The following is a 24,648-nucleotide window of genomic DNA, read 5'->3' on the forward strand; positions in this document are numbered from 1 at the left end:
CGACGGCTACTGCTTAAGCAGATAGTCCGCGACGGCCGCCCGATCCGCCGCGCCGAGGCCGGCGGGCGGGCTCATCCAGCCGCCGGGCACGATCGCATCGGGATCGGTGAGATAGCCGAGCAGCCGTTCGCGATCCCAGGTGAGGCCTTGCGCCTTGGCGGCCTTGAACGCCGGCGAATAGTCAAAGCCTTCGGCGGAACCGAGCACCCGTCCAGTCAGGCCCGTGAGATGCGGCCCCGCCATGCCGGTCTTGGCGGTATCGAGACTATGGCAGGACTGGCAGGCCTTGAAGATGGTGGCTCCAATAGGCTCTTGCGCCTGCACTGTACCGCCAGCGATCAGCCCAAACGCGATGAGCGCAGCGGAGGCCGCCCTCACGCCGGCTTCACCGTCTGGATCCGCACCAGCCGGTTGGTGCCGCTCTCGCCGCCCCAGGCCTCGCCGCTGCGCCCATCCATCTGGCGGACATTGGCGCCGGGCTTGTCGCTCGGGAAGCTGTTGAACTCCTCGGTCAGCGGGTCGAAGCGGACGATGCTGTTGAGGGCGAAGTCGGTGAGCCAGACCTTGTCGGCATCGTCGACATAGACCGAATAGGTCCGCGGCTTGTTACCGGGCAGCTTCCAGCCCTTCCAGCTACCGCTTTCGCTGTCGTAGGCCGAGACCTGTCCGGAATTCCATTCGCTGACCCAGATCCGGTTCTTCGAATCCGACCAGACCCGGCGTGCGCCCTGGCCTTCGGTCGGCGGATCGACCACGGTGAAGCTGCCGCTCTGGGTGTTGATCCTGGCGATGTAGTTGCCGGCGAGCGAGGCGAACCAGATCTCGCCCGAGGGCGTGCGCGTCATGCCATAGGGACCGGCGCCGCGCGGCGCGTCGAAGATCTCCATCTTGCCGGATTTGGGCTCGAGCCTGCCGACGATACCGTTCTGGCCGGTGAACCAGAGCATGCCGGCCTTGTCGAACACCGGCGTGTTGAGATTGGCGCGCTCGCGCCCGGCCGGCAGCTTGAACAGATCGACCTTGTGGGTCTTGTCGTCGATGCGGGCGATGGCGTTCTGGCCGCCCTCGGTGACCCAGGCGGCGCCGTCCGGCCCGCGCACCACGCCATGCGGCGCCGCACCGTCGCCGAGCGGGATCACCTTGGTCTGGCCGGTGCGTGGATCGAAGCGGCCGAGCACGCCATTGCGCTGGCCGCAGACCCAGATCGTGCCGTCGCCGGCATGGGTGACGTCACGCGAGCCCTTGATCTCCGGCACCTCGAAATAGGTGACGATGAACGGGTTGCCGGGCTGGGTTTGCCCGGTCGCCTCGGCGCTGCGCAGGATCAGGTTCGGCGCGGCGAGGCCGGCGATACCGAATTTCAGGAACGAACGGCGCAGCATCGGCGTCTCCTTTCGTCGTCGGCCGGCGAATGATCCACCTGCCCGTGACAGGCGTAAACCGACAACATCGTGAAACTGTGGCTGTGGCCCGGCGGTTCCCTGGCGCGGCTTTAACGTTGCCGCTGGATCCCTTCGGGCAGCGTCGAGACGCGCGCCATCTCGCCGCTGCGGAACACCGTGGGATCGGCGAGATAGTCCAGCGCCATCGGCATGGCGTCGACGCCCCAGAACACCTCGCCGTCGATCACCAGGCTCGGCACGCCGAAGACCTCGGCGGCGACGGCGTCCTCGGTGGTCTGGCGCAAGCGGTCCTTGACCTCTTGTTCGCCGACCAGAGCCAGCGCATCGGGGCGGCCGGCAGCATCGGCGACCTCCTGCAACACCTGCGCGTCATTGGCGTCACGCCCTTCGCCCCAGACGAGGCGAAAGGCGGCTGTGACCGCTGCCTCGCTGTCGTCGAGCGCGGTCAGAAGACGCAGCATGGCCAGCGGGTTGAAGGGATGGGCCGGCGGGAAGCGGAAGGGCACGCCCATCGTCTGCGCCAGATGCGTCGAGAGCCGGTAGGTATGGACGCGCTTGGGCGCGACCTCCGCCGGCCCGAGCTGGCCCCAGGCCTTGAGCACCCCGCCGAAGACGATCGGCTTCAGCACCACCGGCCGGTGCTCCCGGATCGCACCCAGCCGCGTCAGCGCCAGATGCGCGAAGGGCGAGATGATGTCGAAATACCATAGGGCGGGCTGGGACACAGATCGGCTCACTTGATCAGCTTGGCGGCGGCGCGGAATTGCGGATGTTCGGCCGTGCGCAGCCATTCGAACACCACCATCTCGGTGGTGACGATCTCGGCGCCGTTCCGCTCCAGCCGCCGCAGCGCGACCTCCTTGCTCTCGGGAGCACGCGAACCGACAGCATCCTGCACCACCAGGACGCGGCGCTTGTTCTCCAGCAGCGAGAGCGCGGTCTGGCCGACGCAGACATGCGCCTCGCAGCCGCAGAGGATCAGGTCGTCGTCGCCGGCGATGGCGTCGATGAAATCAGGCGCGCCGCAGGAATCGAAGCTCATCTTGGCGATCGCGGGTGCGGCCTCCGCCAGCTCCGGCACCGTCGCGCCGAGCCCGGCCGGGTTCTGCTCGGTCATCACGATCGGGACGTCCAGAAGCTTCGCCGCCGCCACCAGCCTTGCCGCATTGGCGACGAGGCGCGGCCCGTCATGGATCGCCGGCATCAGGCGTGCCTGGAAATCGATGATGACGAGGCGGGATCGCTTGGCGCTCATCAGGTGCATCGGCGTCATCTCCGCAGGAGCCGGTCGAGCTCGGTTTCGACATGGCGCTCCATCAGCCTGCGCGGCGAAGCGCCGAACATGCGGATGCGCCGCGTATGCGCCAGCAGCAGCACGCCGGAAGCATGGGCGAAGGCATCGGTCATGATCAAGTCGGCCTGCGCGGCATCGGCGCCGAGCGCCAGAGCGGCATCCCGGATCGGTGCCAAAGTCGCCTCCAGCGCCTCGTTCAACGCCCTGTCGCGCTCGCGGCCGAGGCCGTGCGGGCGCATGCCGCCACGGAACAGGTAGAAGCCGAGGTCAAGATCGCGCGGGTTCTCCGCATAGAAGTCGAAGAAGGCGAGGGCGGCGCTGCGGAAATGGTCTGCCGGCGCCTCGGCGACTGCGACTGCAGCATCGACGGCGTCCTGCAGGGTCGCGATCGAGCGGCCGAGCACCTCGGCATAGAGCGCTTCCTTCGAGTCGAAATGGAAGTAGAGCGCTGCCGGCGTATAGCCGGCCTCGGCGGCGATCGCCCGCAGCGAGGCGCCGTCCAGCCCCTCGCGCTCGAATACGGCGCGCGCGGCGGCGACGATGCCCTCGCGCTTGGCGTCTGTCGCGGCATAGCGGCCGCGCTTTCGGCCTGCGGTTCCCTCGCTCACTCCAAGACGCCTCCAATCCTCTTGACGAAAATCTAACGCCGTTCAATTTTAACGGCAACAACCTTTCGGGAGGAGGCTATCATGCTGATGGATGCTGCCGGCTATCGCGAATCCCTGCGCGCCTATCGCCCGCGCGTCTTCGTCGGTGGCCAACGGGTCGAGAGCGTCGCCGATGAGAAATTGCTGCTGCCGGGCATCAACGGCATCGGCGTCACCTACGACCTCGCCCATGACGCGGCCTACCGGCCGATCATGACGGCGGTGCAGGGCTCCTCCGGCCGCATCGTCAACCGCATGCTCCATATCGACGCCTCGTCCGGTGATCTCCTCGCCAAGCTCGAGGCGGTCCGCCTAGTCTGCAAGATCTCCGGCTGCGCCCAGCGCTACCTGACGCATGACGCCTTCAACGGCATCCTGCAGGCGACGATAAGGGCCGATGCCAATCATGGCACCGACTACACGCAGCGATTCGTGGCCTATCTGCACCGCATCCAGGACGAGGACCTGACCTGCGGCGTCGCCATGACCGACGCCAAGGGCGATCGCTCGCTGCGACCGGGCCTGCAGGCCAATCGCGATTCCTATGTTCACATCAAGGAGCGCCGACCGGACGGCATCGTCATCCGCGGTACCAAGGCGATCGTCACCGGCGCGCCTTACGTCCACGAATTCCTGGTCATGCCCTGCCGCACTCACGCCAAGGGTGACGAAGATTTCGCCCTATGCTGTGCCGTGCCTTGCGATGCGGAGGGGATCACCATCGTGGCGCGCCCGGCCGGGCGGCCGGGCGATCCCGCCGCCAAGTTCTCGGCGAAATATGGCCAGTCGACCGGCGCCGTGATGTTCGACGACGTCTTCGTGCCCTGGGACCGTGTGTTCATGACCGGCGAGACCGAGGAGGCCGGCTATCTCACCACCAGCTACGCCACCCATCACCGCCATAGCTGCATCGCGGCGCGGGCCGGCTTCGGCGATCTCCTGATCGGCGCCGGCGCGCTGATGGTCGAAGCCAACGGGCTCGATGCCGACAGGCATTCCCATGTCCGCGAGCAACTGGTCGAGCTGATCACCATCACCGAGGGCTTCTTCGCCTGCGGCGTCGCGGCCTCGGTCTATTGCAGCAAGGACGCCTCGGGCGTGGCGATGCCGGACGCAGTTTTCGCCAATATCGGCAAGCTGCTGCTCGCTACCAAGATCTATGACATGCACAGGATCGCCCATTATGTCTCGGGAGGCTTGATCGTGGCGCTGCCCGGCCCGGACGAGGACCACAACCCTGAGACCTCCGCCTCGCTCTCGGCCGTGCTGACCGGGCGGCCGGACATCCCCTATGAGCAGCGCGCCGAGGTCACCCGCTTCATCGAGGACCTCACGGTGTCCAAGGAGGCCGGCTGGTATTCGGTGATCTCGCTGCATGGCGGCGGCTCGCCCGAGGCGATGAAGCGCGAGATCTGGCGCAATTACCCGGTCATGGAGAAGGTCGCGCTGGTCGAGAGCCTGCTCGATCGCGGCGTGCTCGCCGATGGCTCTCGCGTCAGCAAGCAGCCCGGACGCTGCTGTGTCACCGGCTGCGAGGTGCCCGAGCGCATGACGACACCGGAGGCGGCGGAATGACCATGCACGCTCACGCCACCCATCAGGTCCTCAACCAGGCCCGGCCCGCCACCGGGTGGAACGCTTTCTCCGGCGATACGGTGCTGCAGGGCATCGTTGCGCGCGGCGCGCCCTGGGTCGCGGAGAAGGCGGCGGCAGTGGGCGCCCAGGCCGGCGATGCCGAGGTGCAGGAGCTCGCCCGCCTCGCCAACCGCCATGGGCCGGAGCTGCGGAGCCATGACCGCTACGGCAACCGCATCGACTGGATCGAGTTCCATCCGGCCTGGCACGAGCTGATGGGCCTAGCCTTCGCCCATGAGGTGCCCTCGCTCGCCTGGACGACGACGGAGCCGAACGGCCATCTCGGCCGCGCCGTGCTGTCCTATCTCTGGAACCAGGTTGAGCACGGGACGGGGTGCCCGACTGGCATGACCTATGCCGCCTTTCCCGGCCTCGCCCAGCCGGAGTTTTCGCTCTGGCGGCAGAAGATCACCTCGGGCCGCTACGACAAGCGCCCGCTGCCGGTGGCGCAGAAGGCGGGCGCCAGCATCGGCTATGCGATGACCGAGAAGCAGGGCGGCTCGGACCTGCGCCAGACCCAGACCACGGCGCGCTTCCTCGAGGATACGCCGGATGGCCGGGTCTACCTGATCACCGGGCACAAATGGTTTTTCTCGGCGCCGCAATCGGACGGGTTCTTCACCCTGGCGCAGACGGAGAGCGGCGTTTCTTGCCTGTTCTGCCCCGGCTTCCTGCCCGACGGCAGCCGCAACCGCCTGCAGATCCAGCGCCTCAAGGACAAGGCTGGCAACCGCTCCAATGCCTCCTCGGAAGTCGAGTTCCGCGAATGCCTCGGCTGGCTCGTTGGCGAGGAAGGGGCGGGGATCAAGGAGATCCTTTCCCACGCCCATCTGACGCGGCTCGATTTCGCCGTCGGCTCGGCCGGTCTGATGCGCCAGGCGCTGACGCTGGCGCTGAACCACACCCAGTCGCGCCGGGGCTTCGGCTCCTCGCTGGCCGAGCAACCGATGATGACCAACATCCTCGCCGATCTCGCGATCGACTGCGAGGCCTCGACACTGATGGCCTTCCGTGTCGCCGCCGCGACCGATGCGATGGAGACGACCGAAGAGGAGCGTCATCTTGCCCGCGTCACCACCCCGCTCGCCAAGTTTTGGAACTGCAAGCGCGCTGCCGCCTTCGTCGTCGAGGCTCTGGAATGCCATGGCGGCAACGGCTTCATCGAGGAGAACCCGATGGCGCGGCTCTATCGCGAGGCACCGCTCAATGCGATCTGGGAGGGCACCTCGAACATGATGTGCATGGACGTGCTGCGCGCTTTCAACCGCGAGCCGCGCACCAAGGAAGCCTTCATGACGGAGGTCGGTGCGGCGCGTGGCGCCAATCGCGCCCTCGACCGCTGGCTCGACCGGCTCGGCGACGAGGCGGCAAAGCCGCGCAACGATGACGGCCATGGCCGCCGGCTCGCCAATCTGATGGCCTATGCGCTGCAGGCCTCCGAGTTGAGAAAGCATGCCGACGAAGCCGTGTTCGAGACCTTTTGCCGCTCGCGGCTCGATGCCGACTGGGGCTATGTCTTCGGTACACTCGACCCATCGCCGGAACTGGCTGGGATCGTGCGGCGAGCGACGGCCGCGCAGGGGTGAGGCTGGCCGCGCGCCCTCAGGGCAGGTTCTCGCGCAGCACGATCTCGATGCCGGGCCGGGCGGTGCCTTCCGCCGCCGGCCGGCCGGCGCGTAAGTTTGCGAAGATCGCAACGCAGCTCATCAGCGTCGCCAGCGGCTGCTGGGTGATGACGGCGTCCATGGTGCCGTCGACGAGGAGGCCGCGCGTTTCCGGCGTCAGGCCATGGCCGACGAAGACGACGTCTTGCCGCCCGGCTTCCTTCAGCGCCCGGGCGATACCCTCCGGCCCGCCGCCGATATTGTAGATGCCGGCGAGGTCCGGATGCTGGCCGAGCAGGGTCTTGGTCTGGCGGTAGTTCTTGGCTTCGTCGTCATGACCCTCGCGCAGGCCGACGACCTCGATGTCGGGATAGAGTTCCTCGAACAGATGCAGGAAGCCCATCTCGCGCTCCTCATGGGCGCGGTAGCTCAGGCTGCCGGCGATCATCGCCACTTTGGCGACCTTGGCCCGGCGCGGCCCGATGAAGCGGGCGATGAGCTGGCCGGCGGTGCGCCCGGCGGCGCGGTTGTCGAGGCCGACATAGGCGGCGCGGGCGGTGTTGGCGATGTCGGAGATCAGCGTGACGCTCGGCACGCCGCGCTCGGCGAGGGCATCGACCGCCTCGCGCACCGTCGGATGCTCCAGCGCCATGAAGGCGACGCCGTCGACCTCGCGGCCGATCCGCCTGAGCTCATGGGCCAGCAGCTCCGGCTTGAAGCTCTCGATATGCTCGACCCGGGCGCGCATGTTGAAGGACGCCAGCTGGTCCTGCGAGCCTGCGATCAGCCGTCCGAGCAGCCCGAGGAAGCGGTTGTTCCCGGCCGGCAACAGGAAACCGAGGCGCAGGGGCCTGAGCGCGCTCGCCGGCAGCGACCCCTCCATGACATAGCCGAGCTCGCCAGCCGCCTTGAGCACGCGCTGGACGGTCGCGGGCCGCACCCCTGGCCGCTGGTTCAGCACCCGGTCGACCGTCGCGGTCGAAACCCCGGCAAGGCGCGCGACATCCTCGACCCGCGCCATCTGGCGGCGGCGCGGCGCAATCTCCTCGGCTGCATTTCGGATCGGTGCGTTCATTCAATCAAAAACCATCAGAAAATGAGCTTGAAGACCATCAGAGGCGATTTCTATGCTGAGCGTCAAGCACTCAAGAGCGATCAAATCGCATCAGCACGTCCAGGGAGGACATCATGACCGGACCGAGCCGCCGCACGCTCATCAAGGGCCTCGCCGCCGCCCCCGCCGCATCGCTGATCGGCATGCCGATGATCGCGCGGGCCGCCGAGATCGAGCTGAAATACGGCAACAACCTGCCGCTCAGCCACCCGCTCAACATCCGCGCCCAGCAGGCGGCCGAGCGCGTCGCCAAGGAGACGAACGGGCGGGTGGAGATCAAGATCTTCCCGAACAACCAGCTCGGTGGCGACACCGACATGCTGAGCCAGGTCCGCAATGGCGGCATCACCTTCTTCACCCCCTCGGCGCTGGTGATCGCAACTCTGGTGCCGGTCGCGGCGATCAATGCGGTCGGCTTCGCCTTCGCCGATTACGAGCAGGTCTGGAAGGCGATGGACGGGCCGGTCGGCGCGCATGTCCGCGCCGCGATCGAGAAGGTCAATCTCTATGCCTTCGAGAAGATGTGGGACAATGGCTTTCGCCAGATGACCACCTCGGGCAAGGCGATCGAGCAGGCGGCCGACATGGCCTCGCTCAAGATCCGCGTGCCGGTCTCGCCGCTCTCGATCTCGATGTTCAAGGCGCTCGGCGCCGCCCCGGCCAGCCTGCAGTTCTCCGAGGTCTATTCGGCGCTGCAGACCAAGGTCGTCGACGCGCAGGAGAACCCGCTACCGATCATCCAGGTCGCCAAGCTCTACGAAGTCCAGAAGAGCTGCGCGGTCTCGAACCATATCTGGGACGGCTTCTGGTTCATCGCCAATGGCCGCGCCTGGCGCGCCCTGCCGCCGGATATCCAGAAGATCGTGGCATCCGCGATCAACGATGCCGGCGTCGCCCAGCGCGGCGACATCAAGAGCCTCAACGATACCGTGCAGGCCGATCTGCAATCGAAGGGGCTTGCCTTCAACAAGACCAACCCCGACAGCTTCCGGGCCAAGCTCCGCGACGGCGGGTTCTACAGGGAATGGCAGGAGCGCTTCGGCGCCGAGGCCTGGAGCCTGCTCGAGGGAGCGGTCGGCAAGCTCGCCTGAGGCTTGCCGGGACCGAATCTCGGGGAAACGCCATGGACGTTCACGCCGCCACTTTGCCGCCGCCGGCCGCGCCGGCGACCGGCCTAGGTCGCCTCGCGGACAAGTTGGACCGCGCCGTCGGCACGGTGGTCGAGCTCGTCGCGGCCGTGCTCGTCCTCGCCGAGATCGTCATCCTCGGAGCAGGCGTCACCGCCCGCTACGCCTTCCATGCGCCGCTGGTCTGGTCGGACGAGCTCGCCTCGATCCTGTTCCTCTGGCTCTCCATGCTCGGTGCGGTCGTAGCCCTGCGCCGCGGCGAGCACATGCGCATGACCGGGCTCGTCACCCGCGTTGGCCCGCAGGCACGCCTCCTGCTCGAGGCGCTCGCGATCACCGCGGCGATCGCTTTCCTGGTGATGATCCTGCCGGAGGCGCTCAACTACGCCGAGGATGAGCGCTTCATCGTCACCCCCGCGCTGGAGATCGCCAATTCCTGGCGCGCCGCGGCGCTGCCGACCGGCATCGTGCTGATGCTGTTCGCCGCCTTCTGCCGGCTGCTGCGCTTTGGCTCTTGGAAGCCGGTCCTGCAGGCTGCCGGGCTCACGATAGCCCTCATCATCCTGTTCTGGCTGCTCGGCCCGGCGCTGAAGCCGCTCGGCAAGCTCAACCTCGTGATCTTCTTCGTCGGCCTCGTCGCGGCCAACGTCTTCGCCGGGGTGCCGATCGCCTTTTCCTTCGCGCTCGCCACCTTCGGCTATCTCTCGCTGACGACCTCGACGCCGATGGTCGTGATGGTCGGCCGGCTCGACGAGGGCATGAGCCATCTCATCCTGCTCGCCGTGCCGCTGTTCATCTTCCTCGGTGCTCTGATCGAGATGACCGGCATGGCCCGCGCCATGATCCAGTTCCTGGCCTCGCTGCTCGGCCATGTCCGCGGCGGCCTGTCCTATGTGCTGATCGGCGCGATGTACCTGGTTTCCGGCATCTCCGGCTCGAAGATCGCCGACATGGCGGCGATCGCGCCGGTGCTCTTCCCGGAGATGCAGAAGCGCGGCGCCAAGCCCGGCGACCTCGTCGCCCTGCTCTCGGCGACGGGCGCTCAGACCGAGACGATCCCGCCCTCGATCGTGCTGATCACCATCGGCTCGGTCACCGGCGTCTCGATCGCGGCGTTGTTCACTGGCGGCATGCTGCCGGCCGTCGTGCTCGGCATCGCGCTCTGCTTCGTCGTCTGGTGGCGCAACCGGGGCGAGGATCTCAGCCACGTCACCAAATATTCGAAGCGCGAGATCGGCAGGCTCTGCCTGATCGCGGCGCCGGCGATCGCGCTGCCTTTCGTCATTCGCGCCGCCGTCGTCGAGGGCGTCGCCACCGCGACCGAGGTCTCGACCATCGGCATCGCCTATGCGGTGCTGGCCGGCATCCTGATCTATCGCCAGTTCGACTGGCGCCGGCTCAAGCGCATGCTGGTCGACACGGCATCGCTCACCGGCGCGATCATCTTCATCATCGGCTGCGCCACCGCCATGGCCTGGGGGCTGACGCAATCGGGCTTCTCGCAGGACCTCGCCAAGGTCATGGCGGCCGTCCCGGGCGGCACCTGGGGCTTCCTCGCCATCTCGATCGTCGCCTTCGTCATCCTCGGCAGCGTGCTCGAGGGCATCCCGGCGATCGTGCTGTTCGGGCCGCTGCTCTTCCCGATCGCCAAGCAGATCGGCGTGCACGAGGTGCATTATTCGATGGTCGTGATCTTCGCGATGGGCATCGGGCTTTTCGCCCCGCCCTTCGGCGTCGGCTATTACGGCGCCTGCGCGATCTCGAAGATCAATCCCGACGAGGGGCTGAAATACATCTGGGCCTATGTCGCGGCCCTGCTGGTCGGCCTCGTCATAGTCGCCGCCGTGCCGTGGTTCTCCATCGGCTTCCTCTAGTCATCGTCGCAGGAAAGCACCCATGAGCCGTCATTTTGGCCAGATCCGTCAGGCCGGCTATGTCGTCCCCGATATCGAGGCGGCGATGGACTATTGGAGCCGGGTGCTCGGCGTCGGGCCGTTCTTCTACAATCCCAAAGTCCCGATCAGGAACTACCGCTACAAGGGTGAGGCCTATGAGCCGCATAATTCGGTAGCGCTCGCCAATTCCGGCCCGCTGCAGATCGAATTGATCCAGTGCCGCAACGACGTGCCGTCCATGTACAAGGACTTCACCGATGCCGGCCATAGCGGCCTGCAGCATGTCGCCTACTGGACCTCGGACTATGACGCCGATCTGGAGCGGCTGCTCGCCGAAGGGTTCAAGCCCGTGATGTCCGGCGAGGTCGGCGAGCGCGGCCGTTTCATCTATTTCGATACGCATTACCACCCCGGCACGGTGATCGAGCTCTCCGAGGTCGCCGGCCCCAAGGGCGAGATGTTCCGGTTGATCCGCGAGGCAGCGGAGACTTGGGACGGCAAGGACCCGGTGCGGCCGTTCCCTGATCTCAGTAAGCTCTGAGCGATCATGGCGACCGAACGCTTCACAGCCACCTATCTGATCGAGACGCCGCTCGATCCCCGCAAGGTCGCGGACGTCATGGCCGGCGAGCAGTCGAGCGGGACCTTCACCCGTGTCGTCGGCGAGACCGATGAACTGCGCGACCGCACCCGTGCCGTTGTCATCGCGGTCGAGGAATTGGGCAGCACCACAGAGCCGAGCCTGCCCAATGCCTGGCTGGAGCGGAAAGGCGTCAGCGGCCCATGGCGCCGTGCCCGGATCACGCTCTCCTTCCCGGTCGACAATGTCGGCCCCAACCTGCCGACGCTGGCGTCGATCGTCGCCGGCAATCTGTTCGACCTCGGTGAGGTCACCGGGCTCAGGCTGGAGAGCATGGCGCTACCGGCCGTCTATCGCCGTCTCTTCCCGCTGCCGACGCGCGGCATCGCCGGCACCCGCCGTGCGACCGGTGTCACTGACGGTCCGATGATCGGCTCGATCATCAAGCCCAATGTGGGCCTGCGTCCTTATGAGACCGCCGAATTGGTCGGCAAGCTCTGCGCCGCCGGGCTCGACTTCATCAAAGATGACGAGATCTCGGCCGATCCCGTGCATGCGCCGCTGGCCCAGCGCGTGCCTGCGGTGATGGCCGCGGTGCGCCGCCATCAGGACCGCACCGGCAAGGCGGTGATGGTCGCTTTCAACATCACGGCCGAGACCGACCAGATGCGCCGCCATGCCGAACTGGTCGAGCGCGAGGGCGGCACCTGCGTCATGGTCAGCCTGAACTGGTGCGGCTTCTCGGCGGTCGAGACCCTGCGTCGCTCGACCAGTCTCGCCTTGCATGGCCACCGCAACGGTTTTGGCGCGCTCTCGCGCCATCCGCTGCTTGGCATCGGTTTCCAAGCCTACCAGACGCTGTGGCGGCTCACCGGCGTCGACCACATGCATGTGCATGGACTGCAGGGCAAATTCGCGCAGGAGGACGAGGAGGTGGTGACCTCAGCGAAGGACTGCGTGACGCCGCTGGCTGAGGGCATCGATGATCGCGTCCTGCCAGCCTTCTCCTCCGGCCAATGGGCCGGCACCGCGCAGCCGACCTGGGACGCGATCGGCCATGACGACCTCTTGTTCATGGCGGGCGGCGGCATCCTCGCCCACCCCGGCGGTCCCGCGGCCGGCGTCGCCAGCATCCGCCAGGCCTGGCAGGCGGTCGCGGCCGGCGTGCCGCTGAGCGAGGCAGCGAAGGAGCACGACGAACTCGCGCAGGCGCTCGCCTTCTTCGGCAAGGGCAGCGGCTGAGCATGGCTGAGGCAGGCCCCCGTTCCGGCTGGTATGGCGACGACTTCACTGGCGCCACCGACACGCTCGCCACGCTGGCGGAAGCCGGACAGCGCGCTCTGCTCTTCCTCCGCATCCCGACGCCCGAGCAACTCGCCAGTGCCGGTCCGCTTGATGCGATCGGCATAGCCGGCGCGACGCGGGCGATGGCACCGGAGGCGATGGCCCGCGAACTGGATGAAGCGGGGCGTTTCTTCGCCGCGCTCGGCGTCGGCCTGCTGCATTACAAATGCTGCTCGACCTTCGACAGCGCTCCTGATGTCGGCAGCCTCGGCGCGGCGGCACGCGCCTTGCGGCCGCATTTTTCGAACCCGCTGCTGCCGGTCATCGGCGGCCAGCCCAATCTCGGGCGCTACTGCCTGTTTGGCACTCTCTTCGCCGCGGCGGGAGCCGGTGGCGCCGTCCACCGCATCGACCGCCACCCGACCATGAGCGTCCACCCGGTGACGCCGATGGGCGAAGCCGATCTGCGTCGGCATCTGGCTGCGCAAGGACTGGAGCGCGTCGCGCTCGTCGACTATCGCAGCCATGAGGGCGACGGGGCCGGGCTGGCTCTCGACGCTGCGCTGGCTGGAGAGCCTGAAGCCGTGCTCTTCGATGTCTCGCGCCCTTCCGATCTTACGGCGATCGGTGCCCTGCTACGCGAGCACATGAAAGCCGGGCCGATGCTCGCGATCGGCGCGAGTTCGGCAGCGCAAGCCTTCGCCGGCTTCCCGCAGGCCGCCCGACCTGTGATGCCCAAGCTCGCGCGGCCCGCTTTCGGCGGCAATCTGCTGGCTCTGGTCGGCAGCCTGTCGCCTGTGACCCGCGCACAGGTCGAACTCGCCGAGGGCTATGAGACGATCACGGTCGATCCGGCGCGGCTCACTGGCGAGCCCGCCTATCTCGATGAGCTGCGCACTGAGGCGCTTGCCCGCCTGGCCGCGCGGAACGTCATGCTGATCACCGACAAGCCGGTGGGTGCACCTGCCGAGACGGGCAAGGTCGCGGCCGCCACCGGGGCGCTGCTGCGCGCGATCATGAACGAGGCACGGATTGCGCGGCTGGTCGTCGCTGGCGGCGACACCTCGACACTGGCGATCCGCTCGCTCGACCTCTGGGGCCTGTCCTATCGCTCGCCCTGCACGCCGGGCGCGCCGCTCTGCCGCGCCCATAGCGATGATGCCAGGCTCGATGGCCTCGATATCGTGCTGAAGGGCGGCCAGATGGGCACGCCCGATTTCTTCAACCGTGTCGCGGAGACGGCCTGAGCCAGCCTCACCTTACGGGCAGACGAAGCCACCCTGATTGTCGGGCACGCAGCGCGAGCCATTCGGCAGGTTGAGCGCGCCGGAGCGGTCGCGCCGGACATAGGCGCCATTCGGCAGGCTGAAGCCGCCGCTCTGGTCGGTCTGAACGCGCGTTCCGTCAGGCAATTGCAGGCCACCGGCGCCATCGCTGACGATGCGCTTGGTCATCGCCGTGGGGCCCGGCGCGGGGCTGGGCGCCAGGCCGGGAGGCGGGGCGCCGAAGCGCTGCGGCTGCGAACAACCAGCCGCGATACCGGCGAGACCGATCGCCCCGACCACGAAGAATACGCGTCTCATCCAATCCGCCTCCTCAATATGCCTTCATCAAATCCGCAGTCTCCAGCAAGGCCGGGCCGCGGTCCAGCGCGCCGCCGCAGGATCGACCAGTGATTGTGCCGCTTTCATGACGAGCAGGTCAGACGCTGGCGCATGACCGGAAGGATTGCCTAGCCCCCCCGATATCCGCGACAGTTCCATCCGGGACGGAACGGCGGAGACAAGAAGCGCATGGTCGACTGGACGAAGGGACGCAGCGAGGCGCAGGCGATCGCCGAGCTCTGGACGCGGCAAGGCGGACCGGGCGGCGCTATCGTGCTGTTCGATCGTGACGGCGTGCGCGAGAGCGCCAGCGGCGGCTTCGCCGTGATCGAGCATCGCCTGCCCTTCACTCCCGATACGCAGAACCGGCTGGCCTCGATCAGCAAGCACATCTGCGCCGCCTTGCTGCTGCGTGAGGGCGTGCCGCTGGAGGCGACGCTCGGCAGCTTCATCCCCGAGCTACCCCAGGCGCTGGGTGCGGTTCCGCTCGGCCGGGCGCTCGACATGACCGGCGCGCTGCCGGACATGATGGAAGCGCTCTGGCAGCAGGGCACGCCGTTCACCGCGAGCCTCTCCGCTGGCGAGATCTTTTCGGCCGCCTGCCGCCTGCCCGGACTCAACGCCGAGCCCGGCAGCGAGATGGCCTATTCAAACACCGGCTGGCGGCTGGCGCAGGCGATCCTCGAGCGCCGGACCGGCAAGGGCGCTGCCCAGTTGGTCGAGGAATTGATGGCGCCGGCCGCGCTGCCGATCCGCTTCGTCTCCGACGAAAGCGAGGTCGTCCCCGGCCTCGCCACCGGCTACTGGCATGACGGGCAGGCTTGGCGCCGCGGCTTCTATGGCTTCAATTTCTCGGCCTCGGGCGGCATGGCTGGCAGCGCGGCCGGGCTGGCGCGCTGGGCAGCGGGCCTGATGGCCGAGCGCGAACCCTATGCGGGGCTGCTCGACCAGCTTGCTGCACCGCGCCAGTTCGCTGATGGCAGCGAGAGCGGCTATCGGCTCGGCTTGGTCGCGAGCCGGCTCGGCGGCACCCGGATCATCGGCCATGGCGGCTCGCTGACGGGCTACCGCAACCACATGCTGATGGCCCCGGAACTGGGGGTCGGCGTCGTCGTGCTGACCAATCGCGAGGAGGACGCGCTCTGGCCGGCTTTGCGCGTGCTGGCCGCGCTGACCGGCGAGGCGCTGCCTGATGATCCGAAAAGCGTTCCGACCGGGCTCTATGCGGCCGAGGACGGGCCGTTCTGGGCCGAGTTCGCGGGGGGCGCCATCAGCGTCATGGGTGGCTATGAGAAACTGGTCTCGGATGGCGACGGCGGGCTGCGCAGCCTGCCGGCCTATCTCGACATCGCCCTGAAGGCCGAAGCCGACGGCGCCTTCAGCGGCCGGATTGGCGGCGTGTCGCGCCGGCTGCTGCCAGTGCCCGCCGATACGACGCTGGATGAGCGCCTCGTTGGGCGCTGGCGCGATGAGCGGCTCGGGGTCGAGATCACGATCCGCGCCGACGGCACGGCATCGTGGCCCTGGGCCGGAACGATCGGCCTCGAGACCAGGCTGACGCCGCTGCCCGGCGGGCGGGCGCTGGCCGATCTGAAGCATGGCCCCTGGCGGCATCGGCCTTGCTTGTGGCTGCAGGCGGACGGCAGCCTGCGCCTTGCAAGCCATCGCTCGCGCATCCTGCATTTTACCCGTATAGACCCGGAAAGCCGGCCATGATCCGCTCCCGCCTCGCTGCCGCACTGATCGGCGCGACAGCCTTGCTGCTCACCACCGGAGCGCAGGCGCAGTCCGCGCCAAAAAATGTGCTGCGTGTCGCGCCGCATGCCGACCTCAAGACACTCGACCCCGTCGCGGCCTCGGTGCTGATCACCCGCATGCACGGGTTGATGATCTACGAGACGCTGTTCGCCTGGGATGCCAAGCTCCAGCCGAAGCCGCAGATGGTCGAGAGCTTCTCGACCGCGAACGACAAGTTGAGCTGGAGCTTCACGCTGCGGCCGGGCCTCAGATTCCATGACGGCCAGCCGGTGACGACGCGCGACGTCATCGCCTCGCTGAAGCGCTGGATGGCGCGCGACACGATCGGCGGCAAGCTCGGCGAGTACACCGAGGGGATGACGGCGGTCGATGACCGGACCTTCCAGCTCAAGCTGAAGAAGCCGATGGCGCTGGTCCCGTTCGCGCTCGGCTCGGCGGTCGGCAACATCCCGGCGATCATGCGCGAGAGCGATGCGGCGAGCGATCCGCTGAAGCCGATCAGCGAGGCGATCGGCTCCGGCCCGTTCAGGTTCAACCGTGAGGAGTGGCGCAGCGGTGCCAAGGTCGTCTACGACAGGAATCCGGATTATGTGCCGCGCTCCGAGCCGGCCGATGGGCTCGCCGGCGGGCGCATCGTCAAGGTCGACCGGGTCGAATGGCTGATCATGCCCGATCCGGCGACCGCCGCCGCCGCCCTGCAGACCGGCGAGATCGATATCTGGGAGCAGCCGAGCCAGGACCTCGTGCCGATGATCTCGGCGACGAAGGAGGTCAAGGTCGAGCGCTATGCCAGCCTGCCGGACCAGGCGCTGCTACGGCCCAACCATCTCTACCCGCCCTTCGACAATCCCAAGGCTCGTCTCGCCCTCGCTTACGCCACCGACCAGGCCGAGTTTCTGGCCGGCGGCTTCGGCGACGAGGAATGGTGGCAGCGCTGCAATTCCTATTTCATCTGCGGTGGCCCGAACGGCACGCAGGTCGGCGCCGAGGGCTTCGCCAAGCCGGACCTCGCCAAGGCGAAACAGCTGCTGGCGGAGAGCGGCTACAAGGGCGAGCCGCTGGCATTGATGTCGAGCATGGACATCCCCTCGATCGGCCGCATGGCCGAGGTCGCGGCCGACAGCCTGCGCAAGGCCGGATTCAACATCGATCTGCAGTTCTCCGACTGGGGCACGGTGGCGACGCGCCAGCAGAACCGCAGCGCCCCCGGACGCGCCGGCTGGAACCTCTTCGTCACCACCATTCCCGGCGCGACCATGCAGTCGCCATTGACCAATGTCGGCACCAACATGGCTTGCGAGAGGGCCTGGGCCGGCTGGGCCTGCGATGCGCGGACCGAGACGCTGCGCGGTGCTGTGGTCGATGCGCCCGACGAGGCCGGCCGCAAGGCGGCGGTCGAAACCTTGCACAGGCACCTTGCCGAGGTTCAGCCCTATCGCGTGCTCGGCCAGTTCGTTCAGCCCTATGCTCGGCGCGCCAATGTCGCCGGCGTGCTCGCCGCGCCGGTCATGCTGTTCTGGAACATCGAGAAGCAATGAGGGCGCCCTCGGCGCCGTGTATCCTGCATTTCAATAACATCGAGGGAGGCCAGCCATGATCCGATCCCGCCTTGTCGCCGCTCTGTTCGGCACAACCGCGCTGCTGCTCGCCGCCGGCGTGCAGGCGCAGCCGGCACCGAAAAACGTGCTGCGGGTCGCGCCGCATGCCGATCTCAAGACGCTCGATCCCGTCGCCGCCTCGATCGTCATCACTCGCATGCACGGGCTGATGATCTACGAGACGCTGTTCGCCTGGGACGCCAATCTCCAGCCCAGGCCGCAGATGGTCGAGAGCTTCTCGACCTCGGATGACAAGCTCAGCTGGACCTTCACGCTGCGGCCGGGCCTGAAATTCCACGACGGCCAGCCGGTGACCACGCGCGACGTCATCGCCTCGCTGGCGCGCTGGATGAAGCGCGACACGATCGGCGGCAAGCTCGGCGAGTACACCGAGGGCATGGAGGCGAAGGACGACAAGACCTTCGTGCTCAAGCTGAAGAAGCCGATGGCGCTGGTGCCGTTCGCGCTTGGCTCGGCCGTCGGCCAGATCCCGGTGATCATGCGTGAGGCTGACGCCACGACCGATCCGATGAAGCCTGTGACCGAGACGATCGGTTCGGGCCCGTTCAAGTTCAATCGGGCGGAATGGCGCAGCGGCGCCAAGGTCGTCTACGACAAGAACCCGGACTATGTGCCGCGCTCCGAGCCGGCCGACGGGCTCGCTGGCGGGCGCATCGTCAAGGTCGACCGCGTCGAATGGATGATCATGCCCGACCCGGCAACGGCCGCGGCGGCGCTGCAGACCGGTGAGATCGACATCTGGGAACAGCCGAGCCAGGACCTGATCCCGGTGGTCGCCGCGGCCAGGGACGTCAAGGTCGAGCGCTATTCCAACCTCGCCAACCAGGTGATGTTGCGGCCGAACAGCCTGCATCCGCCCTTCGACAATCCGAAGGCGCGGCTCGCTTTGGCCTATGCCACCGACCAGGCTGAGTTCCTGGCCGGCGGCTTCGGCGACGAGGAATGGTGGAAGCGCTGCGCCGCCTACTTCATCTGCGGTGCGCCCAACGGCACGCAGGCAGGTACGGAAGGCTATGCCAGGCCCGATCTGGAGAAGGCGAAGCAATTGCTGGCTGAGGCCGGCTACAAGGGCGAGAAGCTGGTCTTGACCACCAGCAACGACATCGCCGCGATCGGCCGGATGGCCGAGGTCGCCGCCGCCCAGCTCAAGAAGGTCGGCGTCACCGTCGATGTCCAGTTCTCCGACTGGGGCACCGTCACCACGCGCCAGCAGAACAAGAGCCCGCCGGACCAGGGCGGCTGGAACCTGTTCGTGACCTATGCCTCGGGCGCGACCATGCAGTCGCCGATGACGAATATCGGCACCAACATGGCCTGCGAGAAGGCCTGGGCCGGCTGGCCCTGCGACGCCGAAGCCGAGAAGCTGCGCGGTGCGGTGGTCGATGCGCCCGATGACGCCGCCCGCAAGGCGGCCGTCGAGGCCCTGCACAAGCGCCTGGCCGAGATGCAGCCTTATCGCGTGCTCGGCCAGTTCGACCAGCCTTATGCCAGGCGCAGCACAGTCTCGGGTGTGCTCGCCGCGCCGGTGATGCTGTTCTGGAATATCGAGAAGAAGTGAGGCCGGCGCGGCGTTAACCGGTTCCTGACCGATTGCGGGCGAGACTCGGGAGAACGATTCGCCTTCTTAGTCTCGTGAGACGCGTAATGGGTCAGGTCCTGATGGGTCAGGTTTTGCAGTTCCGCTTGAAGCCGCCCGCCGTCTCAGGCGATGGCGATGCGCTCGACCTGATGTCGGCGATCGACTTCGCCTTGCGCGACCTCGCCGACATCACCCCGCATATCCTGCATGAGCCGAGCCGCGAGCAGGCGCGGCAATGCCGGCAGATGCTGCAGGATGCCTTCGACGCGGCGCTGCAGGCCGGCTGAACTCAGTTTCGCCTGACGTCGACGACATAGCCTTCGTCGTTGACGACGACGCGGATGTCGTCGCCTTCGTCGTCGGTGCCCGTGACGATCCAGACGCCGCGACGGCGGCTGACGTTCTCGACATCGACCACGCCGCGGCGGCGGGCGATGCGCACTGCTTCACGCTGGCTGATGCCGTAGTCCCGATCGTCTTCCTCATAGGCCGGGGCCGGCGGCCTGGGCGCGCGCGGTGGCGGCGGAGCGATATTGGGCGCCGGAGCGGGCAGGGGGACAGGCGGGGGAGGGGCTCCCGGTGGTGCGCTCAGGCCGCCACTCAGGGCCTGAGCCATGACCGATCCCGTCGGAACGAGGCCGAGGCAGGCGGTGAGGACGAAGCGACGGGTCAGCATAGCCGATCTCCAGAAGAGGCTTGCCTTGCGTAAGCAGCGATTGGGTCGGAATCTGGACGGGATTGCGGGCGAAGCTGGCCTGTGACAGGCATCGGTCCGACGAGATGGAGATGTGGCGCATGCAGCCTGCCTGGGCGATCGGCCTGATGACCGGAACGGTCCTCGACGGCAATATCGACATCGCCGCGATCCGTACCGATGGCACTGTTGTCGCCGAGTTCGGGCCGTGGCGGCTTTCGCCCTATCGCCAGGAGGTCCGCGATCTCTTGGCTGAGGCCGTTCAGGCGGCGCTGGCCTGGCGTTTCGAGGGGCCGGAGCCAGCGATTTTTGCGCAAGCCGAGCGCGCTTTGACCCTGGCACAGAGCGAGGCGGTCGCCGAGTTCCTCGCCGCAGAGGGCATTGCTGCGAGCGAGGTCGCAGCCATTGGCTTCCACGGCCAGACCGTGCTGCATCGTGCCCCGACCAAAGAGCGCAAGGGCGACACCCGCCAGCTCGGCGACGGGGCGCTCATGGCGCGGCAGCTCGGTATCGACGTCGTCTACGATTTCCGCAGCGCGGATGTCCGCGCCGGTGGCCAGGGCGCGCCGCTGGTCGCGAGCTATCACGCCGCACTGATGCGCAGCCTTGGTGCGGGACAGGAGACGGCGGTGCTCAATCTTGGCGGCGTCGGCAATCTCAGCGCCTTTGCCGCCCCCGAACGCGTGCTCGCTTTCGACACTGGGCCGGGCAATGCGCCGCTCAACGACTGGATCAAGCAGCATGGCAAGGGCGAGATGGATCGCGACGGTGCCTTCTCGCTCGCGGGCACGGTGGACGAAGCCAGGCTCGTGCGCCTGCTCGAGCACCGCTATCTGTTCGCGCCCTATCCGAAATCGCTCGATCGCTACGACTTCACCGCGGCCATGGCCGACGGCCTCACCTTTGAGAACGGGGCGGCGACGCTGACCGCCTTCACTGCCGGTGCCGTCGGGCGTGGGCTCGACTTGCTGCCGGTCAGGCCACGGAGGCTGATCGTTTGCGGCGGCGGGCGCCGCAACCCGGCGATCATGGCGGCGCTCAACACCCGCACGGGCACGCAGGCGGTTCCGGCCGAGGCGGTCGGCTGGCGCGGCGATGCGATCGAGGCGGAGTGCTTCGCCTTCCTGGCCATGCGTCGCAAGGCCGGCCTGCCGATCTCCTTCCCGCTGACCACCGGCGTTGCCGAGCCGATGACGGGCGGGCGGATCGCATCCAAGCGTTGACGGCGCGCGCCAGCGAGGGTTCAAGGGCGGCATGAGCAAGTTCGCCTTCGAGCCCCTCGCCATCCCGGCCGTCGTGCTGATCAAGCCGAAGAAATTCGGCGATGCGCGCGGCTACTTCTTGGAAACCTATAGCGCCGAGGCCTTCGCGGCCGCCGGCATTGATGCCGTCTTCATCCAGGACAACCAGTCGCTCTCGGCCGCGCGCGGTGTGGTGCGTGGCCTGCATTTCCAGGGGCCGCCGGCGCCGCAGGCCAAGCTGATCCGGGTGCTGAAGGGCGCGATCTTCGACGTCACCGTCGATATCCGCCTGGGATCGCCGAGCTATGGCAGATGGTGCGCGACGACGCTCACCGCCGAGGGCGCCGAGCAGCTCTTCGTGCCGCGTGGCTTCGCCCATGGTTTCTGCACGCTCGAGGCCGATACCGAGGTCGTCTACAAGGTCGATGGACCCTATGCGCCGGAGACGGAGGGCGGCATCGCCTGGAACGACCCTGAGCTTGCGATCGACTGGCCGGTCGCAGCCACCGAGGCGCAGCTCTCCGGCAAGGACGCCGTCCTGCCCGGCTTTGCCGGTTTCGCCAGCCCGTTCCGCTACGAGGCCCAGCCGTGAAGCGCTATCTCGTCACCGGCGGGGCCGGCTTCATCGGCTCGGCCGTGGTGCGCCACCTGATCCGGCAGACGCCGCATCAGGTGCTGGTCGTCGACAAGCTGACCTATGCCGGCAACCGCGACAATCTCAGCTCCGTCTCGAACGATCCGCGGCTGGTGTTCCTCCAGGCCGATATCGGCGACGTGGCGGCGATGCGGCAAGCTTTCGCCGAATTCGCGCCCGACATCGTCATGCACCTAGCCGCCGAGAGCCATGTCGACCGTTCGATCGATGGGCCGGCCGCCTTCATCGAGACCAATATCATCGGCTCCTTCGTGCTGCTGCAGGAGGCGCTGCGGCACTGGCGCGCGCTGCCGCCGGCCGAGCAGGGCGGCTTCCGCTTCCATCAGATCTCGACTGACGAGGTCTTCGGCTCGCTCGGCCAGGACGGGCTGTTCAGTGAGACCTCGCCCTACCAGCCGAACTCGCCCTATTCGGCCTCGAAGGCAGCCTCCGACCATCTGGTGCGAGCCTGGCACCATACCTATGGGCTGCCGGTCGTGCTCTCGAACTGCTCGAACAATTACGGGCCCTATCACTTCCCCGAGAAGCTGATCCCGCTGATGATCCTCAACTCGCTCGAGGGCAAGGACCTGCCGGTCTACGGCTCCGGAGCCCAGATCCGCGACTGGCTGCATGTCGAGGACCATGCCCGCGCGCTCGCCTTGATCGCCGAAAGCGGGCGGGTCGGCGAGAGCTACAATGTCGGCGGCTGCGCCGAGCGCAGCAATCTTGAGGTGGTCAAGGCGATCTGCGCGCTGATGGACGAGCTTGCGCCCGATGCCGCGCTCGGCTCGCGCGAAAACCTGATCCGCTTCGTCGCCGATCGGCCGGGCCATGACCAGCGCTATGCGATCGACGCGTCCAAGATCGAGCGCGAGCTCGGCTGGCGGCCGCAGGAGAGCTTCGAGAGCGGCCTGCGGAAAACGGTCGCCTGGTATCTGGAGAACCGCGAGTGGTGGGGCCGGATCCGCTCCGGCGTCTATCGCGGCGAGCGGCTCGGCGCCGGTTGAAATCCCTCGCTGCGGGCCGGCAGCTTGCAGCCGGCCCGCAGCGATCGTTGAAAAACACGCGCCCCAAGCCCGGCTCCTCACGGAAGCGGGCATCCCACCGACCCTATGCGCGTGGTCTTGTCTGCGGTGCCTCAGGCGGCGCAGCAGGCGTGAGCCTTCGGCTTCTCCGCGTATTCGTCGTGGCGCTTGACGAAGCTCAGCGTCGAGGTCTCGTTGCGGCCCTTCGGCGCGCGGTCGAGGATCATCAGCGTCGTCAGCATCTCCTCGCCGCCGCGGGCATAGCCCGAATAGGTGTGGAACACTTCGCCCGCTTCGTTGCGGATGAAGGAACTGAGGCCGGGCAATTCGTCATGGGCCTGCTCCGACGGCGTGCGCGTGAAGTTGTAGAGCACCGCACCCTCAGCCAGTTCCTCCTGGGTGAAGGAGACGTGGTGGTCGAAATTGAACTCGCTGCCGAAGGACGAGACCCAGGGCACGCTCCAGCCCATCCGCGCCTTGTAGGCCTCGATCTTGGCGAGCGGCGCCCGCGAGACCATGGTGAGCGTGACGTCATGGTTGTTGAGATGCGCCAGCGTGCCGCCGAGATGATCGGCTATGAAAGAGCAGCCGGGGCAGCCCGCCTCCCAGTCCGGCCCGAACATGAAGTGGTAGACCACCAGCTGGCTGCGGCCGTCGAACAGCTCGGCCAGTGTCTTCTTGCCCGCAGGCGTATCGAACACGTAAGTCTTGTCGACCTTGACCCAGGGCAGGGCCAGCCGCTCGGCATTGATCTCGTCGCGCAGCCGGGTGAACTCCTTCTCACGGGCGAGCAGGGCCTTGCGCGCATCCAGCCAGTCGGAACGGGAAACCACCTGATTCTCCATCACCGCCTCCTTGCAGCATCCAGCCCTTCGGCTTATTCTTGATGCGTTGATATCAACATATCTGAACGATGTCAAAATCACTGGAAACACCCGTCGAATCCCTCGTCCCCTTCGCCACGACGCTGCACGTGCGCGACCATTGCCTGTGCCTGCACGTCCAGCGCGCGGCGCGGACGCTGGCGCGGCTGTTCGACGAGGCGCTGCGCCCGGTCGACCTGACCAATCAGCAATTCTCCCTCCTGATGTCGCTGAACCGGCCGGCGCCGCCGCCGATCGGCCCGGTGGCGAACCTGCTCGGCATGGACCGGACCACGCTGACCGCGGCGCTGAAGCCGCTGGAGCGCCGCGGCCTCGTCGTCGTGGCCGCTGGCGAGAAGGACCGCCGCAGCCGGCTTCTGGCAATTACGCCGGAGGGAGTTGCCCTGCTCGCGCGCGCCCTGCCGATCTGGCAGCGCACGCACGATGAGGTCGATGCCCGTCTCGGCGACTTCGAACCGGCTAAGCTCAGGCAGGCGCTTCAGGCCGTGTCATAGCGCCGCCGCATCGTCCCGGCCCACCGGCCATTGGATCCACCAGGACAGTACCGATCCGAGGAGCACCAGATGCCGCAGATGATCTTCGTCAACCTGCCGGTGAAGGACCTCGACAGGTCGAAGGCCTTCTTCGCGGCGCTCGGCTTTTCCTTCAACCCGCAATTCACGGACGACACTGCCGCCTGCATGGTGATCAGCGACACTATCTTCGTGATGCTGCTGATCCATGAGAAGTTCAAAAGCTTCTCGCCGAAGCCGATTGCCGATACCAGCCAGGCTCTGCAGGTCCTGCTCACGCTCTCGCGCGACAGCCGCGAGGCGGTCGACGCGATCGTTGCGGCGGCGCTTGCTGCCGGCGGGACGACCACCGACGAGCCGACGGATTACGGCTTCATGTACGACCACAGCTTCCTGGATCTCGACGGCCATGCCTGGGGCGTGATGTGGATGGATCCGAGCGCCATCCAGTCGTAACTGTCTGCTGCTTTTCGATAGAGGCCAAAATCGGGGGCGCGGCATTGCTGCCGCGC

25 protein-coding genes are annotated in these 24,648 nt (G+C 67.3%); 16 read left to right on the forward strand and 9 right to left on the reverse strand.

Translation table 11 applies throughout. The annotated features are described in order from the left end of the window. Window positions 1-6 precede the first annotated feature (6 nt). The 5 genes from AC1DS0_RS28245 to AC1DS0_RS28265 all read right to left on the reverse strand — a co-directional run bounded on the left by AC1DS0_RS28245 (window position 7) and on the right by AC1DS0_RS28265 (window position 3,305). Window positions 7-378 (reverse strand): c-type cytochrome, encoded by a 372-nt coding sequence (locus AC1DS0_RS28245; protein WP_476817537.1) that lies wholly within the window; start codon window positions 376-378, stop codon window positions 7-9. Next, window positions 375-1,382 (reverse strand): Vgb family protein, encoded by a 1,008-nt coding sequence (locus AC1DS0_RS28250; RefSeq protein WP_476817538.1) that lies wholly within the window; start codon window positions 1,380-1,382, stop codon window positions 375-377. The genes AC1DS0_RS28245 and AC1DS0_RS28250 overlap by 4 nt, the downstream gene beginning before the upstream one ends. Window positions 1,383-1,492: 110 nt before the next feature. After that, a complete protein-coding gene (locus AC1DS0_RS28255) occupies window positions 1,493-2,128 on the reverse strand; it encodes a DsbA family protein (protein ID WP_476817539.1) in 636 nt (211 codons plus the stop codon). A gap of 8 nt (window positions 2,129-2,136) precedes the next feature. Next, window positions 2,137-2,667 (reverse strand): isochorismatase family protein, encoded by a 531-nt coding sequence (locus AC1DS0_RS28260; RefSeq protein WP_476817540.1) that lies wholly within the window; start codon window positions 2,665-2,667, stop codon window positions 2,137-2,139. A 5-nt stretch (window positions 2,668-2,672) separates the two neighbouring features. Beyond that, window positions 2,673-3,305 (reverse strand): TetR/AcrR family transcriptional regulator, encoded by a 633-nt coding sequence (locus tag AC1DS0_RS28265; protein ID WP_476817541.1) that lies wholly within the window; start codon window positions 3,303-3,305, stop codon window positions 2,673-2,675. 81 nt (window positions 3,306-3,386) lie between these two features. Between AC1DS0_RS28265 and AC1DS0_RS28270 the strand changes: the two genes are divergently transcribed. Both AC1DS0_RS28270 and AC1DS0_RS28275 read left to right on the forward strand, forming a co-directional pair. Then, window positions 3,387-4,919 (forward strand): 4-hydroxyphenylacetate 3-hydroxylase family protein, encoded by a 1,533-nt coding sequence (locus AC1DS0_RS28270; RefSeq protein ID WP_476817542.1) that lies wholly within the window; start codon window positions 3,387-3,389, stop codon window positions 4,917-4,919. Continuing rightward, window positions 4,916-6,565, forward strand: coding sequence for an acyl-CoA dehydrogenase family protein (locus tag AC1DS0_RS28275; RefSeq protein ID WP_476817543.1), 1,650 nt, complete (start codon window positions 4,916-4,918; stop codon window positions 6,563-6,565). Before AC1DS0_RS28270 ends, AC1DS0_RS28275 begins: the two co-directional genes overlap by 4 nt. Before the next feature lie 16 nt (window positions 6,566-6,581). Here the strand turns inward: AC1DS0_RS28275 and AC1DS0_RS28280 are convergent, their stop codons facing one another. Next, on the reverse strand, window positions 6,582-7,658 hold the full coding sequence (locus tag AC1DS0_RS28280) for a LacI family DNA-binding transcriptional regulator (RefSeq protein ID WP_476817544.1): 1,077 nt from the start codon (window positions 7,656-7,658) through the stop codon (window positions 6,582-6,584). Window positions 7,659-7,771: 113 nt separating this feature from the next. Between AC1DS0_RS28280 and AC1DS0_RS28285 the strand changes: the two genes are divergently transcribed. From AC1DS0_RS28285 to AC1DS0_RS28305, 5 genes are read left to right on the forward strand one after another with little or no spacing between them, the layout of a single operon-like run. Continuing rightward, complete coding sequence (locus AC1DS0_RS28285; RefSeq protein ID WP_476817545.1) at window positions 7,772-8,788, forward strand: TRAP transporter substrate-binding protein; 1,017 nt, start codon at window positions 7,772-7,774, stop codon at window positions 8,786-8,788. A 32-nt stretch (window positions 8,789-8,820) separates the two neighbouring features. After that, a complete protein-coding gene (locus tag AC1DS0_RS28290) occupies window positions 8,821-10,698 on the forward strand; it encodes a TRAP transporter large permease (protein ID WP_476817546.1) in 1,878 nt (625 codons plus the stop codon). 22 nt (window positions 10,699-10,720) lie between these two features. Next, the gene (locus tag AC1DS0_RS28295) at window positions 10,721-11,260 is read left to right on the forward strand and encodes a VOC family protein (RefSeq protein ID WP_476817547.1); all 540 of its coding nucleotides are present in this window, start codon (window positions 10,721-10,723) and stop codon (window positions 11,258-11,260) included. Window positions 11,261-11,266: 6 nt separating this feature from the next. Beyond that, window positions 11,267-12,541, forward strand: a complete 1,275-nt coding sequence (locus tag AC1DS0_RS28300; RefSeq protein WP_476817548.1) for a ribulose-bisphosphate carboxylase large subunit family protein — start codon at window positions 11,267-11,269, stop codon at window positions 12,539-12,541. A 2-nt stretch (window positions 12,542-12,543) separates the two neighbouring features. After that, window positions 12,544-13,830: a four-carbon acid sugar kinase family protein gene (locus AC1DS0_RS28305; protein WP_476817549.1), complete on the forward strand. Its 1,287-nt coding sequence runs from the start codon at window positions 12,544-12,546 to the stop codon at window positions 13,828-13,830. Between the two features lie 12 nt (window positions 13,831-13,842). On the opposite strand, the gene AC1DS0_RS28310 is transcribed toward AC1DS0_RS28305, so the two are convergent. Further along, the gene (locus AC1DS0_RS28310; protein WP_476817550.1) at window positions 13,843-14,166 is read right to left on the reverse strand and encodes a hypothetical protein; all 324 of its coding nucleotides are present in this window, start codon (window positions 14,164-14,166) and stop codon (window positions 13,843-13,845) included. 210 nt (window positions 14,167-14,376) lie between these two features. On the opposite strand from AC1DS0_RS28310, the gene AC1DS0_RS28315 reads away from it, so the two are divergent. The 4 genes from AC1DS0_RS28315 (at window position 14,377) to AC1DS0_RS28330 (ending at window position 19,430) form a co-directional block, all read left to right on the forward strand. Next, window positions 14,377-15,903, forward strand: a complete 1,527-nt coding sequence (locus AC1DS0_RS28315; RefSeq protein ID WP_476817551.1) for a serine hydrolase domain-containing protein — start codon at window positions 14,377-14,379, stop codon at window positions 15,901-15,903. Window positions 15,904-16,073: 170 nt separating this feature from the next. Next, window positions 16,074-17,483 (forward strand): ABC transporter substrate-binding protein, encoded by a 1,410-nt coding sequence (locus AC1DS0_RS28320; RefSeq protein WP_476817605.1) that lies wholly within the window; start codon window positions 16,074-16,076, stop codon window positions 17,481-17,483. 55 nt (window positions 17,484-17,538) lie between these two features. Continuing rightward, window positions 17,539-19,122 carry an ABC transporter substrate-binding protein gene (locus AC1DS0_RS28325; protein WP_476817552.1) on the forward strand — a complete coding sequence of 528 codons (1,584 nt, stop codon included), beginning with the start codon at window positions 17,539-17,541 and terminating at the stop codon, window positions 19,120-19,122. Between the two features lie 86 nt (window positions 19,123-19,208). Beyond that, entirely contained in the window at window positions 19,209-19,430 is a 222-nt protein-coding gene (locus tag AC1DS0_RS28330; RefSeq protein ID WP_476817553.1) for a hypothetical protein, read from the forward strand. A 2-nt stretch (window positions 19,431-19,432) separates the two neighbouring features. Here AC1DS0_RS28330 and AC1DS0_RS28335 read toward each other — a convergent pair whose 3' ends face one another. Continuing rightward, window positions 19,433-19,819 carry a hypothetical protein gene (locus AC1DS0_RS28335; protein ID WP_476817554.1) on the reverse strand — a complete coding sequence of 129 codons (387 nt, stop codon included), beginning with the start codon at window positions 19,817-19,819 and terminating at the stop codon, window positions 19,433-19,435. Window positions 19,820-19,938: 119 nt separating this feature from the next. Between AC1DS0_RS28335 and AC1DS0_RS28340 the strand changes: the two genes are divergently transcribed. The 3 genes from AC1DS0_RS28340 to rfbB are packed head-to-tail and all read left to right on the forward strand — an operon-like array spanning window position 19,939 to window position 22,722. Further along, complete coding sequence (locus AC1DS0_RS28340) at window positions 19,939-21,060, forward strand: anhydro-N-acetylmuramic acid kinase (RefSeq protein ID WP_476817555.1); 1,122 nt, start codon at window positions 19,939-19,941, stop codon at window positions 21,058-21,060. Window positions 21,061-21,091: 31 nt separating this feature from the next. Continuing rightward, window positions 21,092-21,670, forward strand: a complete 579-nt coding sequence (rfbC, locus tag AC1DS0_RS28345) for a dTDP-4-dehydrorhamnose 3,5-epimerase (protein WP_476817556.1) — start codon at window positions 21,092-21,094, stop codon at window positions 21,668-21,670. Next, complete coding sequence (gene rfbB, locus AC1DS0_RS28350) at window positions 21,667-22,722, forward strand: dTDP-glucose 4,6-dehydratase (RefSeq protein WP_476817557.1); 1,056 nt, start codon at window positions 21,667-21,669, stop codon at window positions 22,720-22,722. The genes rfbC and rfbB overlap by 4 nt, the downstream gene beginning before the upstream one ends. A gap of 131 nt (window positions 22,723-22,853) precedes the next feature. Here the strand turns inward: rfbB and AC1DS0_RS28355 are convergent, their stop codons facing one another. Continuing rightward, on the reverse strand, window positions 22,854-23,585 hold the full coding sequence (locus AC1DS0_RS28355; protein ID WP_476817558.1) for a DUF899 domain-containing protein: 732 nt from the start codon (window positions 23,583-23,585) through the stop codon (window positions 22,854-22,856). A 68-nt stretch (window positions 23,586-23,653) separates the two neighbouring features. On the opposite strand from AC1DS0_RS28355, the gene AC1DS0_RS28360 reads away from it, so the two are divergent. Together AC1DS0_RS28360 and AC1DS0_RS28365 are read left to right on the forward strand one after the other, a co-directional pair. Further along, window positions 23,654-24,118 carry a MarR family winged helix-turn-helix transcriptional regulator gene (locus tag AC1DS0_RS28360; protein WP_476817559.1) on the forward strand — a complete coding sequence of 155 codons (465 nt, stop codon included), beginning with the start codon at window positions 23,654-23,656 and terminating at the stop codon, window positions 24,116-24,118. 69 nt (window positions 24,119-24,187) lie between these two features. Then, entirely contained in the window at window positions 24,188-24,592 is a 405-nt protein-coding gene (locus AC1DS0_RS28365) for a VOC family protein (RefSeq protein WP_476817560.1), read from the forward strand. The last annotated feature ends 56 nt before the right edge of the window (window positions 24,593-24,648 follow it).

Source organism: Allobosea sp. P4_H5, from assembly GCF_056400825.1.

Excerpts from the sequence above, each read along its gene's own strand:
- AC1DS0_RS28250 (WP_476817538.1), bottom strand. The coding sequence starts at position 1,382 with ATGCTGCGCCGTTCGTTCCTGAAATTCGGTATCGCCGGCCTCGCCGCG.
- AC1DS0_RS28260 (WP_476817540.1), bottom strand. The coding sequence starts at position 2,667 with ATGCACCTGATGAGCGCCAAGCGATCCCGCCTCGTCATCATCGATTTC.
- AC1DS0_RS28270 (WP_476817542.1), top strand. The coding sequence starts at position 3,387 with ATGCTGATGGATGCTGCCGGCTATCGCGAATCCCTGCGCGCCTATCGC.
- AC1DS0_RS28275 (WP_476817543.1), top strand. The coding sequence starts at position 4,916 with ATGACCATGCACGCTCACGCCACCCATCAGGTCCTCAACCAGGCCCGG.
- AC1DS0_RS28280 (WP_476817544.1), bottom strand. The coding sequence starts at position 7,658 with ATGAACGCACCGATCCGAAATGCAGCCGAGGAGATTGCGCCGCGCCGC.
- AC1DS0_RS28285 (WP_476817545.1), top strand. The coding sequence starts at position 7,772 with ATGACCGGACCGAGCCGCCGCACGCTCATCAAGGGCCTCGCCGCCGCC.
- AC1DS0_RS28290 (WP_476817546.1), top strand. The coding sequence starts at position 8,821 with ATGGACGTTCACGCCGCCACTTTGCCGCCGCCGGCCGCGCCGGCGACC.
- AC1DS0_RS28295 (WP_476817547.1), top strand. The coding sequence starts at position 10,721 with ATGAGCCGTCATTTTGGCCAGATCCGTCAGGCCGGCTATGTCGTCCCC.
- AC1DS0_RS28300 (WP_476817548.1), top strand. The coding sequence starts at position 11,267 with ATGGCGACCGAACGCTTCACAGCCACCTATCTGATCGAGACGCCGCTC.
- AC1DS0_RS28305 (WP_476817549.1), top strand. The coding sequence starts at position 12,544 with ATGGCTGAGGCAGGCCCCCGTTCCGGCTGGTATGGCGACGACTTCACT.
- AC1DS0_RS28310 (WP_476817550.1), bottom strand. The coding sequence starts at position 14,166 with ATGAGACGCGTATTCTTCGTGGTCGGGGCGATCGGTCTCGCCGGTATC.
- AC1DS0_RS28315 (WP_476817551.1), top strand. The coding sequence starts at position 14,377 with ATGGTCGACTGGACGAAGGGACGCAGCGAGGCGCAGGCGATCGCCGAG.
- AC1DS0_RS28320 (WP_476817605.1), top strand. The coding sequence starts at position 16,074 with ATGATCTACGAGACGCTGTTCGCCTGGGATGCCAAGCTCCAGCCGAAG.
- AC1DS0_RS28325 (WP_476817552.1), top strand. The coding sequence starts at position 17,539 with ATGATCCGATCCCGCCTTGTCGCCGCTCTGTTCGGCACAACCGCGCTG.
- AC1DS0_RS28330 (WP_476817553.1), top strand. The coding sequence starts at position 19,209 with ATGGGTCAGGTCCTGATGGGTCAGGTTTTGCAGTTCCGCTTGAAGCCG.
- AC1DS0_RS28335 (WP_476817554.1), bottom strand. The coding sequence starts at position 19,819 with ATGCTGACCCGTCGCTTCGTCCTCACCGCCTGCCTCGGCCTCGTTCCG.
- AC1DS0_RS28340 (WP_476817555.1), top strand. The coding sequence starts at position 19,939 with ATGCAGCCTGCCTGGGCGATCGGCCTGATGACCGGAACGGTCCTCGAC.
- rfbC (WP_476817556.1), top strand. The coding sequence starts at position 21,092 with ATGAGCAAGTTCGCCTTCGAGCCCCTCGCCATCCCGGCCGTCGTGCTG.
- AC1DS0_RS28355 (WP_476817558.1), bottom strand. The coding sequence starts at position 23,585 with ATGGAGAATCAGGTGGTTTCCCGTTCCGACTGGCTGGATGCGCGCAAG.
- AC1DS0_RS28360 (WP_476817559.1), top strand. The coding sequence starts at position 23,654 with ATGTCAAAATCACTGGAAACACCCGTCGAATCCCTCGTCCCCTTCGCC.
- AC1DS0_RS28365 (WP_476817560.1), top strand. The coding sequence starts at position 24,188 with ATGCCGCAGATGATCTTCGTCAACCTGCCGGTGAAGGACCTCGACAGG.